This is a genomic window from Leptolyngbya sp. GGD, assembly GCF_026735145.1.
Lineage (GTDB): Bacteria > Cyanobacteriota > Cyanobacteriia > Leptolyngbyales > Leptolyngbyaceae > Leptolyngbya > Leptolyngbya boryana.
In genome coordinates, this window is the sequence record NZ_JAPQKE010000005.1 from 311991 (window position 1) to 324812 (window position 12822).

18 protein-coding genes are annotated in these 12822 nt (G+C 47.6%); 14 read left to right on the forward strand and 4 right to left on the reverse strand.

Going from position 1 to position 12822, the window contains the following annotated elements; all coding sequences use genetic code 11:
* Position 1: 1 nt before the first annotated feature.
* The 11 genes from rnpA to OU814_RS23260 all read left to right on the forward strand — a co-directional run bounded on the left by rnpA (position 2) and on the right by OU814_RS23260 (position 7202).
* Complete coding sequence (gene rnpA / locus OU814_RS23210) at positions 2 to 349, forward strand: ribonuclease P protein component (RefSeq protein WP_017291195.1); 348 nt, start codon at positions 2 to 4, stop codon at positions 347 to 349.
* Positions 339 to 737 (forward strand): PH domain-containing protein, encoded by a 399-nt coding sequence (locus tag OU814_RS23215; protein ID WP_190652544.1) that lies wholly within the window; start codon positions 339 to 341, stop codon positions 735 to 737. The genes rnpA and OU814_RS23215 overlap by 11 nt, the downstream gene beginning before the upstream one ends.
* Before the next feature lie 97 nt (positions 738 to 834).
* Positions 835 to 1998 (forward strand): membrane protein insertase YidC, encoded by a 1164-nt coding sequence (gene yidC, locus OU814_RS23220; protein ID WP_026149017.1) that lies wholly within the window; start codon positions 835 to 837, stop codon positions 1996 to 1998.
* A 12-nt stretch (positions 1999 to 2010) separates the two neighbouring features.
* Positions 2011 to 2514, forward strand: coding sequence for a Jag family protein (locus OU814_RS23225; RefSeq protein ID WP_268242237.1), 504 nt, complete (start codon positions 2011 to 2013; stop codon positions 2512 to 2514).
* Positions 2515 to 2693: 179 nt separating this feature from the next.
* Positions 2694 to 2819 (forward strand): hypothetical protein, encoded by a 126-nt coding sequence (locus OU814_RS23230; RefSeq protein WP_268242238.1) that lies wholly within the window; start codon positions 2694 to 2696, stop codon positions 2817 to 2819.
* 29 nt (positions 2820 to 2848) lie between these two features.
* Complete coding sequence (locus tag OU814_RS23235; protein WP_268242239.1) at positions 2849 to 3349, forward strand: YceD family protein; 501 nt, start codon at positions 2849 to 2851, stop codon at positions 3347 to 3349.
* Between the two features lie 39 nt (positions 3350 to 3388).
* The gene (locus tag OU814_RS23240; RefSeq protein ID WP_017291190.1) at positions 3389 to 4912 is read left to right on the forward strand and encodes an AAA family ATPase; all 1524 of its coding nucleotides are present in this window, start codon (positions 3389 to 3391) and stop codon (positions 4910 to 4912) included.
* Between the two features lie 3 nt (positions 4913 to 4915).
* Complete coding sequence (locus OU814_RS23245) at positions 4916 to 5101, forward strand: RNA-binding S4 domain-containing protein (RefSeq protein WP_287455127.1); 186 nt, start codon at positions 4916 to 4918, stop codon at positions 5099 to 5101.
* A 94-nt stretch (positions 5102 to 5195) separates the two neighbouring features.
* Complete coding sequence (locus OU814_RS23250) at positions 5196 to 5966, forward strand: MBL fold metallo-hydrolase (protein ID WP_268242240.1); 771 nt, start codon at positions 5196 to 5198, stop codon at positions 5964 to 5966.
* Positions 5963 to 6241 carry a 4a-hydroxytetrahydrobiopterin dehydratase gene (locus OU814_RS23255; RefSeq protein WP_017291187.1) on the forward strand — a complete coding sequence of 93 codons (279 nt, stop codon included), beginning with the start codon at positions 5963 to 5965 and terminating at the stop codon, positions 6239 to 6241. The genes OU814_RS23250 and OU814_RS23255 overlap by 4 nt, the downstream gene beginning before the upstream one ends.
* 145 nt (positions 6242 to 6386) lie before the next feature.
* Entirely contained in the window at positions 6387 to 7202 is an 816-nt protein-coding gene (locus OU814_RS23260; protein ID WP_268242241.1) for a helix-turn-helix domain-containing protein, read from the forward strand.
* Positions 7203 to 7313: 111 nt separating this feature from the next.
* On the opposite strand, the gene OU814_RS23265 is transcribed toward OU814_RS23260, so the two are convergent.
* From OU814_RS23265 to serA, 3 genes are all read right to left on the reverse strand, one after another.
* Positions 7314 to 7898 (reverse strand): HD domain-containing protein, encoded by a 585-nt coding sequence (locus OU814_RS23265; RefSeq protein WP_199329647.1) that lies wholly within the window; start codon positions 7896 to 7898, stop codon positions 7314 to 7316.
* Positions 7882 to 8772, reverse strand: a complete 891-nt coding sequence (gene prmA, locus OU814_RS23270; protein ID WP_026149016.1) for a 50S ribosomal protein L11 methyltransferase — start codon at positions 8770 to 8772, stop codon at positions 7882 to 7884. The genes OU814_RS23265 and prmA overlap by 17 nt, the downstream gene beginning before the upstream one ends.
* A gap of 205 nt (positions 8773 to 8977) precedes the next feature.
* Positions 8978 to 10558 carry a phosphoglycerate dehydrogenase gene (gene serA / locus OU814_RS23275; protein ID WP_026149015.1) on the reverse strand — a complete coding sequence of 527 codons (1581 nt, stop codon included), beginning with the start codon at positions 10556 to 10558 and terminating at the stop codon, positions 8978 to 8980.
* 192 nt (positions 10559 to 10750) lie between these two features.
* On the opposite strand from serA, the gene OU814_RS23280 reads away from it, so the two are divergent.
* Genes OU814_RS23280 through OU814_RS23285 form a run of 3 tightly spaced genes read left to right on the forward strand, consistent with a single transcriptional unit; the run spans position 10751 to position 11259 of the window.
* On the forward strand, positions 10751 to 10987 hold the full coding sequence (locus OU814_RS23280) for a DNA cytosine methyltransferase (protein ID WP_268242242.1): 237 nt from the start codon (positions 10751 to 10753) through the stop codon (positions 10985 to 10987).
* A gap of 46 nt (positions 10988 to 11033) precedes the next feature.
* Positions 11034 to 11177, forward strand: a complete 144-nt coding sequence (locus OU814_RS31390; protein WP_442786150.1) for a DNA cytosine methyltransferase — start codon at positions 11034 to 11036, stop codon at positions 11175 to 11177.
* Entirely contained in the window at positions 11116 to 11259 is a 144-nt protein-coding gene (locus tag OU814_RS23285) for a hypothetical protein (protein WP_268242243.1), read from the forward strand. The genes OU814_RS31390 and OU814_RS23285 overlap by 62 nt, the downstream gene beginning before the upstream one ends.
* A gap of 498 nt (positions 11260 to 11757) precedes the next feature.
* On the opposite strand, the gene glyQ is transcribed toward OU814_RS23285, so the two are convergent.
* Positions 11758 to 12645 carry a glycine--tRNA ligase subunit alpha gene (gene glyQ / locus OU814_RS23290; RefSeq protein ID WP_017291182.1) on the reverse strand — a complete coding sequence of 296 codons (888 nt, stop codon included), beginning with the start codon at positions 12643 to 12645 and terminating at the stop codon, positions 11758 to 11760.
* Between the last annotated feature and the right edge of the window lie 177 nt (positions 12646 to 12822).

Consider the following 12822-nt stretch of genomic DNA (forward strand, 5'->3'; position numbering starts at 1 on the left):
GTTGTTACCTCAGGAAAATAGGCTCAGACATCGACGAGATTTTGATGCTGTTTATCAGCGCGGATTTCGTCGAGGATCGCGCTGTTTTACGCTCAGAGTGCTAAAAACGCCTGAGCAACCGACCCAGATTGGCATTTCAATCAGCAAAAAGGTCAGCAAGCGAGCCGTCATCCGCAACCGAATTAAACGTCAAGTGAGAGCAATTTTGCGGAATTTCTTGCCGCGTCTGAACGCTGGATTCTCGATCGTGATCGGAGTCCGGATCGAGGCGGTTGAGTGTGATTACCCTCAATATCTGCAAGAATTAGAGCAGTTATTGATAAAAGCTGAGGTGCTGAATGGCAGTTAAAGAAGAAGTCTTCTACGAAGGTGGCCCTCACATTGGGGATCTCATTATCAATGTGCTGCTTGGGTTCACGGTGATTTGCTTGCCGTTGACCGTTGGTGCGATCGTGCGTGCCCTTTGGTTGCGCTATCGGATTACGAATCGACGGATCAGTGTGACGGGCGGCTGGCAAGGGCGCGATCGTGCCGACGTGATTTATTCCGAAATTACGAAGGTCGTAACCGTACCGCGTGGGATCGGATCTTACGGCGATATGGTGTTGACGCTTCGAGATGGCAGCCGTGTTGAACTACGCGCTGTGCCTAAGTTTCGGGACGTTTACGATTTCATTAACGAGCGGCTTTCTGAGCGCGCCAAAAAAGTCAGTGGAAGTCTCGGAAGTCAACCCTAGACGCTACACTGTATTTGACAATTTAAGCATTTGACAAAAATTGCCTCAGGAATTGTCACAGTCAAACTTTAGATCCTATTAGGTAGACGTAAAGCGAATGGACTTTGGTGTTAGCTTCCTATCCAATAACGTGATGCTGCCGATCCTGGATTTTTTCTATGGGATCGTGCCGAGCTATGGTTTGGCGATCGTGGCGTTGACTTTAGTCATTCGCTTTGCCCTCTATCCCTTGAGTGCTGGTTCCATCCGTAGTATGCGTCGCATGAAGGTGACTCAGCCTGTCATGCAAAAGCGCGTGAAAGAAGTTCAGGCGAAATATAAAGACGATCCTGCCAAACAGCAGGAAGAAATGAGTGCGCTTTACAAGGAGTTTGGTAATCCTCTAGCAGGCTGTTTGCCTGTTGTGTTGCAGATGCCCATTCTCTTTGCCTTGTTTGCGACTCTGAGAGGATCGCCTTTCTCGGATGTGCCTTACACGGTGAATTTTCAAATTGCGCCTCAGGCTCAAGTTGAACAAGTTGCACCGCAAGCTTTTATTACTGCCCCTCAGAATATTTACTTGGCAGATGGCGTTCACTCAAAAATTACTGCGATCGCTCCTGCTGGGACAAAGCTCGCCGTCGGTGAGAAAACGAAAATCGAGTTTCAAACCGTCGAAGGCAAGCCATTTAGTGCCCTGCAATCTGAGTATCCTGACAGTCGTTTAGTTCCGAAGTTCAAAGCAACGGTTGGAGCGGAGCGCATCAAAATTAATGAGGATGGCACGATCGAAGCTCTTCAGCCCGGAGATGCAACGGTTCAAGCGTTTATTCCTGGACTGGCAGCCGATAAAGGATTCCTGTTCATCGATCAGCTAGGTCACGTCGGCGCGATCGATCCAGATGGCACATTGCACTGGGACATCATTGGGATGGTGCTGTTCTTTGGGATTAGCCTTTACATCAGTCAATTGATTTCCGGTCAAGGCTCAACGGGTAATGCTCAGCAAGACACAGTGAATAAGATTACGCCTGTGATTTTCTCTGGCATGTTCTTGTTCTTCCCCTTGCCTGCGGGTGTGTTGATGTACATGGTGCTGGCGAACATTTTCCAGACGGCTCAAACTTTCATTTTGTCGCGTGAACCTTTGCCTGAACATCTCCAGAAGCTGGTGGATGCCGAAGCTGCGGCGACGGCAAAAGCAGGGGGTGGAGCGAAGAAAGATAAAGAAGGTGGAGATGATTCTCTGCCGTTTGAACCCGGTCGTAAGAAAAAAGCATAGTTGGTTGGACGTATGGCTGAGACTCAATTACAGCAGCGAGGTCAGCAATGGCTGGAAACCTTCCTGAAGTTCGCTGATTTTCCGGCAACCGTAACTGCCGAAGTACGAGAAACATTTGCTGAGAAAAGCTGCTGGTTGACGATCGACCATACTGCCCTCCAGCCGAATCAGCTCGAAGCACTGCTGGGCAGTAAAGGTGCAGTTTTAGATTCGATTCAGTATTTAGCAAGTTCGATTCTGAACATTGGGCAGGGCGAACAGATGGCTTATACGATCGAGCTAAACGGCTATCGTGAAAAACGGCATCAAGAACTGCTCGAAATTGCTGAAAATGCAGCGGCAGAAGTTCGTGAGACGGGAAGAGATTATGAGATCAAATCGCTCTCTTCAGCAGAACGAAGACAGGTGCATTCGATTTTGCAAGGGAGCGAGGATATCGAAACCTTCAGTCGCGGACAAGAACCCGATCGACGATTAGTCGTGAAGCTAGTTGGAGCGGGTTCCGACGAAGACTAGCAAGTTCTAAAATTCGATAAACTAAGAGAAGCGGGAGATTTTGTGGTTTAGAAAACAAATCTGCCGCTTTTGGTTTGATAGATGTACGAACAGTACAGCCTTGTGAGGTAGATTGCTGATGACACAGGCAACAAAACCGCGATCAACGCTTGAAGAATTTTTAGCCTAAGATCGCACTCATGCTGCACTTGATGGGAAACCAGTCCATGGAAATCGGGCAGTTTCGCGATCGCGATTCGGTCATTTCTTTTACTTTTTCGACTCGACTCTTTACTGCTGAACATGTTCTGAAAGCTGAATGCTGATCAGAACGATTACGACTCTAAGAAACATCATGGAAGCGATTCATATTCCTCGGCTGACTCAGTGCCCTGAACAAACCCAGAAGATTGAGTTCAAAACCCTCCTCAAAGATCTCAAAACGCTGACTCCGGTTCAAGGCTGGCTGAAGGTGGCTCACCGAGGGAATTTTCTCGAAGTCTCGGCTCACGCTGAAACGATCGTCACCTTAACGTGTCATCGTTGTTTGCAGCAATTTAATCATCGATTAGAGATCGAGCCGAGTGAATTGATTTGGCTCGATGAAACGGCTGATCAACTCGACGAACTCCCACTGGATCAAGATTTATCGATGGATGATCTGGTCGAAACCTTGCCGCCGCACGGTTACTTTGATCCAGAAAGTTGGCTCTATGAGCAGCTTTCCCTGGAAATTCCGCAGCGCCAACTCTGTCAGCAAGACTGTGCGGGCATTGAGGTCGCAGATGAAGTGAAGAATCCAGGCATCGATCAACGTTGGGCATCCTTGCAAGCGTTGAAAGGAAAACTCAATTGAGTGTTGTACGGTAATAGAAAGACCGTACTTTAAGAAACTATGAGTTTTAGCGACGAATTTAATCTCCTGCTGCGGGCGCGTTACCCCATTATTTACATCCCCACTCGTGAAGAAGAACGAGTCGAAGCTGCGATCGCACAAGCGGCGAAACTTCAAGGCGATCGTGCCGTTTACACCTGGGATTTTGTCGATGGCTATCAGGGCAATCCGAATGATGTGGGATTTGGGAAACGCAACCCGCTGCAAGCTTTAGAATTCGTCGAAAAACTGCCGATGAGTGCGCCTGCAATTTTCATTTTGCGGGACTTTCATCGGTTTCTAGATGACATTTCGATTTCGCGAAAATTGAGAAATTTAACGCGATTGCTGAAGTCTCAGCCTAAGAATTTAGTTTTACTTTCATCGCAGATTGCGATTCCCGATGATCTGACCGAAGTGCTCACCGTTTTGGAGTTTCCACTGCCAGGAGCCGCAGATATTAAGTCTGAGATTGAGCGACTGTTAAGTGCTACAGGTCAGCAGCTTGAGAGTAAGAATTTGGATGATTTGGTGCGATCGTGCCAGGGTTTATCGATCGAGAGAATTCGGCGCGTTCTCGCTCGTGCTTTTGCCTTACATAGCGAACTGCGCTCTGAAGATATTGAATTGATTTTGGAAGAAAAACGCCAAACGATTCGGCAAACTCAGATTCTCGATTTCTATCCCGCAACGGAAGCGATTTCGGATATTGGCGGATTGGATAATCTCAAAGATTGGCTGATTCGGCGCGGTGGATCATTTAGCGATCGTGCGCGGCAATATGGCTTACCGCACCCGAAAGGCTTAATGCTAGTAGGCATTCAAGGGACGGGAAAATCTTTAACAGCAAAAGCGATCGCGCATCATTGGCATTTACCGCTGCTGCGCTTGGATGTCGGGCGTTTGTTTGGTGGCTTAGTCGGAGAATCCGAATCGCGCACGCGTCAAATGATTCAACTTGCAGAAGCGCTTGCGCCTTGTGTGCTTTGGATTGATGAGATCGATAAAGCGTTTGCAGGAGTCGATAGTCGAGGCGATGCGGGAACAACGAGCCGCGTCTTCGGAACTTTTATCACTTGGATGGCTGAGAAAAAATCTCCTGTCTTTGTCGTGGCAACTGCGAATAACATTCAATCTTTGCCGCCAGAGATGCTGAGAAAAGGGCGATTTGACGAGATTTTCTTTGTGGGATTGCCGACTCAGGAAGAACGGAAATCAATTTTTTCAGTGCATCTGTCTCGGCTGCGTCCGCACAATTTGAAACAATATGACCTCGATCGCTTAGCTTACGAAACTCCAGACTTTTCAGGAGCCGAAATCGAGCAGACATTGATCGAAGCCATGCACATTGGATTTAGTCAAAATCGGGATTTCACCACCGATGACATTCTCGAATCCGCGAGTCAGATGGTGCCACTTGCCCGAACTGCGAAAGAGCAGATTGAGTTTTTGCAAGATTGGGCAGCGGCTGGCAAGGCTCGGATGGCTTCTAAACATAGTCCCTTGAGCGATCGCATTCAACGACAGTTACAACAACCCGAGTAAATGATGGAAGACACAATTAAGTTAGATCAATTTCTCAAATTTCAAGGCGTAGTCCAGACTGGAGGGCAGGCAAAAATGCTGATTCAGGCTGGAGAAGTCAAAGTTAATGGAACCATTGAAACGAGACGGGGAAGAAAATTAGTCAAAGGCGATCGAGTCACCACCTTGGGAGAGACGATCGAGGTTTAAAATTAGGGTCAGTAGACCTCTTGCACCCGTGCCCTACGAATTGATTCGCTAGGTACGTCTGCAAGCAATCCAATTAATTTCCGGTCAGCAAACAATGTTTCTTACTTGGCTTGATAGTAATTCTTGGCTGATCGAACTCGCTGGAAAGCGTATCCTGCTCGATCCCTGGCTCGTTGGCGAATTAGTGTTTGGCAATCTGGGATGGTTGTTCAAAGGAACTCGATCGAAAGATCGCCCCATTCCTGACAACATCGATTTGATCCTGCTCTCGCAAGGGATTGAAGATCATGCTCATCCTAAAACCTTGAAAAAGCTCGATCGCTCAATTCCAGTTGTTGGTTCTCCTAGTGCGGCAAAGGTAGCCCAAGCGATCGGATTTACATCGATTACAGCCTTGAAGCCTGGAGAAGACTGGAAGTTCGATCAGCTTCAAATTCAAGCGACTTTAGGATCTCAACTTGGGCCTGGGACACAAGAAAATGGTTATTTGTTAACTGAACTCTCGACGGGAACCACACTCTACTATGAGCCTCATGGCAGTCATCCTGCGAACTTGAAAGCCCCAATCGATGTCGTGATCACGCCTTTAATCGATCTCGCTTTACCGCTCGTCGGCGCAATTATTAAAGGTGCTGAAAGTGGAGTCAATCTTGCTCAACAAGTTCGACCTCAAGTGATTTTGCCGACCGCAGCAGGCGGAGATATTCAGTTTGAAGGCATCTTGAACGCTCTACTCAAAGCCATCGGAACAGTCGATCAGTTTCGTGCAAAACTGGCTCAAGCGAATCTATCGACCACTGTGATTGAGCCAAAGCCCGGCGATCGCATTGAAATTCTTCTTCCATCAAAAGAGGTAGCATCATGACTCCACTTTCTTTACAAGATCTCGAAGCCGAATTAAAAAACCTGGACGGTTGGACGATCGAGCAGGGCAAATTACACCGTGAATTCAAATTTGCTTCCTTTGTTGAAGCGTTTGGATTTATGTCAAGCTTGGCACTCGTCTCCGAAGCGAACGGACATCATCCCGAATGGTTCAACGTGTATAATCGCGTCACCGTTGACCTAACCACACACGATGCTGGTGGAATCACTCAGAAGGATATTGACTGGGCGAAAACTGCCAATAAACTGGCATAATCTCTGACAAAACTTCCAGATTTCGAGTTCTGAGCCGGAAGAAAGAAGAAATCGACACAAGAGGTTTTTTATGTTGCATTGGCAACATTGCACTAGCGTCTTATACGGGGTCGATCGCAATTCTTGATTTTGGTGAGGACAGGAAATGTTAGCGCAAGATTCGATGCGGATCAGTATGGCAGGCGTGGAGCTAGATGACCATCACACCCTGCTTTCCCAGATAGAAGCTGAGCTATACCGGAGTGAAATCTACCGTCGAGCCGTTGAGCGCTTAGAAGCAGGTGTGTCTGAAGGAACTTCTGCCCAAGTTTGTCTCAAATCAGTGGCACGCGAAGCAATTCGATTGGCACTACGAGAAATGAAGTTGCAAGAAGCTTCCACACCGAAGCCAGAACCGAAAAAGGTGGAATCTCCTCGTAAAAAGGTTACTGCTGATATTTCTGAATCTCATCGGCAGGAGTGTTTGGCACGCTTAGGCGCACAGATTCGAGCCGCCCGTGAGGCGAGATCGATGTCGATCGCGGAACTGCACAGCAAAACGCTCGTTCCAGTTCATCAATTAACTGCGATCGAGACTGGACAGGGCACCCATTTGCCTGAAGATGTCTATCTCAGAGGGTTTATTCAACGCATTGCGAAAGCCTTGAATGTCGAGAGTACGGTGTTGCTCGATTTGCTGCCTGCTGTTGACCCAGTGAAAGCTGTGTTGCCATCTTGGTATCAGCCAAAGCAGCAGAAGTCGATTTCGCTGGGTGGAATGGCGCTCAGTCCAGTGCATTTATATTTAGGCTATGCTGCTGTGTTGAGTGGTGGAATGGTTTGGTTATCGCAGCATTCTTCGCAACCTGCACGACCGGGAGCAGAGTTAAATGCGCCTCAAGTTACGCCTGCTCAGTCTGACTCTCAACCGACTGCAAAAATGAGTGCCAATATGCAAGTTGCTGCACCTGAGAGATTGTAATAGCTCACTGCATTTCGGCTTTGCTCAACCTTTTGAATCGAGAAAGCTCGTAACGAGTTCAAAGAGAAGTTGTGAGTTGAGCGAAGCCGAAGCCTGATATCCATTTGCAACTTAAAGATGAGCTAATCGTTGCAATTCTGCATCAAGATTGCGGCGTGCGATCGCTTCTCTTGCCTGCATCGTGGGTGTGGAATAAATGCGATCGCGGTGCAAAAAACTTTCTAACACTCGCGATCGCCCAATTCGATAATCCTCGTCTGTTACCCAAAAATACTCTTTCCGAATTGCAGCAGCATAGCTCTGATAGTGTTCTGGCTCAGTGCTGAGAATTGCTAAATCTGCATCTAAGAGAATCTGACTTTCTGCATCAAATGCTTGATGGGTTTTCGTACAAAGAATCAAATTGCGAACTTGATGGATCTGCTCAAATTCAGGAAATAAAGCTGCTGCAAGCTCAGCGCTGTTCTCCTCATTATCCTGAGCATGAGTGTCATACACGGCATCATGAAACCATGCCGCAAGATTCAGCGCAATCGACTCTCCGCCTAACTGCTCTAGCATTGAGAGAACGTGATAGAGATGTTCAAGCGTGTGATAGTAACGATTTTGGCTCGAATACGCTGCAATCAACTGCCAAAATAGTGGATCTGAAAAACGCCAGCGTTTGCGCAACCAATTTCTACGATCGACGGACATTTAAACAGCACCAATCGCCACGCTTCCATAAAGCTGCGACAATCCACCCATTCGCCTCTAACGTATCTGCAACAGGTTTTGCTTGCTCCAACAAAATCCCGCTCAAAATTCCCCACGAAGAAGGCTTAATCAAAGGTGTCCATTGTGGAATCAGATCAATGATGACTTCTGCCAAAATATTGCAAACTAACCCATCGACTGGTTCTTCGATCATCTCTTGAAGTCGCGTGACACTACCTTGATCCACGACTAATCGCGCCGGATCAAGGTGATTCAGTTCTACATTTTCATGGGTTGCTTTGACGGCTAGCGGATCAGTATCGACGGCATAAGCTTTTTTAGCTCCTAAGAGCAGTGCGCCCACTGAGAGAATGCCAGATCCACACCCAATATCTGCGATCGTCACGGTTTGCGGATCTACACTCAATCGCATTTCTAAAGCTTCTAAACACAGTTGAGTCGTCGCATGATCACCCGTTCCAAATGCAACACCTGGTTCAAGCTGCATGACAATGCGGTCGGTCTTTTCGGGCACAGGCAGCCAAGCGGGATTAATCAAAAAGCGATCGCCTAGTTCCTGCGGCTTCCAGTAACTCTTCCAACTACTTGACCAATCTTCTTCATCAATGATTTGCCATTGCACGATCGGTGCAGGCAAATTCATGCAAAGTGCATCTTGTTTGAGCAGTAAAGACAACGCAGATAAATCTAACAACTGTGCCTGTTGCTGAGGCAAATACGCTGAAACCAAACAAGACGAGCCTTGACTCTGACTCGATGCCCCTTTACAGCCAAAATTATCAAATCGCCAAATTGCCGTCTCTTCGAGAGCCGCATCACACAGAACTTGAATTTCCCACCAACTGTTAGACATAAATTTGCAGCACGGCAAAATAAAAATAGAAGCATCTAGGCTGATCTGATCAGAGTCAATCATTTATGACTTTAGACTCTGCTCTTCTCAATCCCCCTGAATCTAAGAGGGGATCAAGGCCCACATCTGAGGCAGAAAATTCTCGACTCTCCTGATTCAGGCAGGAAGTAGGAGTGATCTCCTGGCTCCTGCCTGAATTCAGTTCTTACAACGTAACCGTGTAAGCGTCGCGGATTCCAGCGACTTGCTTAATCTCGTTCATGATGTTCTCCGGCAACGGATCATCAATGCTGAGCACCATTACCGCATCGCCCCGGACAATTTTCCGTCCCACCTGCATACTGGCGATATTGACATTGAATTCGCCCAACAGCGAACCAATCCGACCAATGATTCCCGGCATATCCCGGTGCAGGGTGAACAGCATATAGCGATTCGGCGGCACGTTGACTGGAAAATCATTGATGCTCGTGATCCGAATCTCATCATCTCCGAGCAAAGCTCCGGTTACAGAGTGTTCTCCCAGTGTGCCTTTTGCGGAAAGATGCAGTGAACCTGCATAGTCTTTGATCGATGCATCGCGAGTTTCAACGACTCGAATGCCTCGCTCTTTTGCTTCAATGCTGGCATTCACATAGTTCACCCGCTCTTGCAATGCCGGAGATAACAATCCTTTCAACGCAGCAATCACGATCGGTTGGCTTTGATTGGTTGCCAAATCTCCCCGCAGCCCAATATTGAGCGATTCAATACGTCCGCCCGCAAGTTGCCCAACCATCTTTCCGAGCGTTTCCGCAAGCTGCAAGTAGGGCTTCAACTGTTCTAAAACGTCAGGGCGCAGTCCAGGAATGTTGACTGCCGATCGAGCAGGTTCGCCAAGTAAGACATCCCGAATTTGTTCTGCAACGTCGATCGCGACATTGACCTGAGCTTCTTCAGTCGAGGCTCCCAAGTGTGGCGTTAAGACAATTTCCTTACCCAAAGCCGTGAGAGGCGATTCTCCTAACGGTTCGCTGGAGAATACATCTAACGCGGCTCCGGCAATTTTTCCAGCTTTGAGGGCTTCTGCGATCGCAGTTTCATCGATAATTCCGCCTCGCGCACAGTTAATAATGCGCGCATTGGGTTTCATTTTCGCGATCGAGTCTGCATTAATCAGGTTGGCAGTTTCCGGCGTTTTCGGAATGTGCAGGGTGATGTAGTCTGCCGATTGAAACAAAACATCGAGTTCAACTAAGCTACAGCCCAGTTGTTCTGCACGCTCCACTGAAATAAATGGATCATAAGCCAGCAACTTCATGCCCATTGCGCGTGCCACAGTTGCGACATGGGCGCCAATCTTACCGAGTCCCACGACTCCTAACGTTTTGTTATAAACTTCGTTCCCGGTATAGCTTTTGCGATCCCATTTGCCTTGTTTCAACTTGGCATTCGCTTCGGGAATATAGCGAGACAACGATAGCATCATTGCTAGAGTATGTTCAGCTGCCGCGATCGTATTACCTTCGGGCGAGTTGACAACAATAATTCCTTTGCGAGTTGCGGCTGGAACATCGACATTATCGACTCCAACTCCAGCGCGTCCAATAATTTTCAGATTGCGTCCTGCCTCAATGACCTCAGCAGTTACGCGCGTTCCAGAGCGAATCATCAGCGCATCATATTCTGGAATCACTTCGACAAGTTGCTCTTTACTCAGATCAGTTTTGACATCTACTTGAGCGACTTGGGACAAAATATCGATCCCAACTTGATCGATTGGATCGGAAACAAGAACCTTGGGCATAACACGAGTGCGAGAGGCAGAGTGAGTAGTGCATGAAAAACTTTTCCAAGTTTTCCACAGATTGATCATTCTAATGGATTGGTGTGACGCATCCCTCCCTATACTCAAAAAGTTTTCGGATTTGCGCTGATCAAGCAGCGAATCTAGTCCTGCCCCTTTAAACTATTATTCTGAGCTTGCGTAAGGTCTATTTTGGTTAGACCGAACGATGGGCTGCACCTATCAAGCGCGATCGGTTCTCTATTTCCAGGTTGTGGAGACTTAGATTTAGGATTTAACCAACCTGGATTTCAGACGATTTGGGCGAATGAGTTCGATAAGAGTATTTGGGAAACTTACGAAAAGAATTATCCTGAAACCGTTCTAGATAGGCGTGATATCAGCAGCATTCCTTCCGATGATATTCCTGAGTGTGTTGGAATTATTTGAAGAAACTCTTTGTCAAAGCTGGAGTGAAGCCGGAACATAGACAGGAATCGAGGATGCAAGAAGTCAGCTTTTTCTAGAGTATGTTCGGATTCTGAAAGATAAGCAACAGCTCTTTTTCCTGACTGAAAATGTCTCTGGAATGCGGCGAAAAACATCTTCATGCGTCGCTTTCAATCATTACGAGCGTTGAGAAAGCGGGCTATGTTGCTTCACATAAGCTACTAAATGCAGCAATTCGGAGCGGATATGAGCGGACTTTGCCACCTGAATAGCATCACATCAGCAAAGACAAAGCACAACGATCAGAATGCACGAATGGAAATGTTCGACAACAGACTGAACGCTCGCATCGACAGCAGAGTAAGTTTTGCAAGGTTTGGAAACAGACAAAGGTGACGACTCGTTAGTTGGGAGCGATTTCAATTGGATTTAGCAGCATCGTCGGTTTCGATCCACCGTCTCACAGCGAGCAGGACTGTCCACTTGGACTTGGACTTGGCATGATATCGCAATCTATCCCACCTTATCCTGACGCATTACCCAATCTTTTTAGGCATGCGAAAGATCAAGTGATGCCAGATATTGTAGACATCGCAAATTTAAGACTTGATGTAGACGACATAGTTTGAATTACTCCGGATTCAGAAGCTCTTGTTGCACATAGTTCTTTTCTATTGCCCTATTGCCCACCTTATCCGCGACACTGAATCTGCAGTCAGTGATAGAGCGATCGCAGATTTGTAGAGTGCGATCGCTCTATCTGTTTCCCTTTAAACCGCCTCAACCTTCTCCCTTTTCAACAGCGGAAACCCTAACTTCTCCCGCTGTTTCAAATAAAGCTGCGCCACCTGCCGCGCCAAATTCCGCACCCGCCCAATATATCGCGCCCGTTCCGTCACCGAAATCACCCCACGCGCATCCAGCAAATTAAACGTGTGCGAGCACTTTAGCACCTGATCGTAAGCAGGCAACACCAACCCACGCTGCATCAACTGCTCCGCCTCCTGCTCAAACAACTTAAACAGTGTAAACAAGAGTTCTGGATTCGATGCCTCAAAATTATAAGTCGAACACTCAATTTCCCCTTGCAGATGCACATCACCATAAGTGATCTCATCATTCCATTGAATATCGAAAATCGAGTTCACCCCTTGTAGATACATCGTCAGTCGTTCCAGACCATATGTAATCTCGATCGAAACCGGACGGCAATCCAATCCTCCACACTGTTGGAAATAAGTGAACTGCGTCACCTCCATACCATCCAACCAAACTTCCCAACCGACTCCCCAAGCGCCAACCGCCGCATCCTCCCAGTTATCCTCCACAAACCGAATATCGTGATCCTCCGGCGAAATCCCCAACGCCTTCAGCGACTCTAAATAAATCTCTTGAATATTGTCAGGCGATGGCTTAATCAGCACTTGATACTGATAATAATGTTGCACCCGATTCGGATTCTCCCCATATCGCCCATCCCCCGGACGACGACAAGGTTCCACATAGGCAACCGCCCAAGGCTCAGGCCCGATCGCTCTCAAAAACGTATGCGGACTCTTCGTACCTGCCCCCTTCTCCGTATCGTAAGGTTGCACCACCAAACATCCCCGCTCCGCCCAAAACTGATTGAGCGTCGAAATAACAGACTGAAAATTCACGTTCCCTAGCCCTCAGCGACAAAAATCACTTGCCTATTGTCGCCCAAAACCTCATTCTGCGGGCAGTTGAGAACGAATTGAAAAAAGGAGTTGACACCCTGTAGGTTATCCCGCTATATTATCAAAGCGCGGGTGAGGGAAGAGCGAGCGAAAGCGGACTCAGCTTCATCTGCGAGA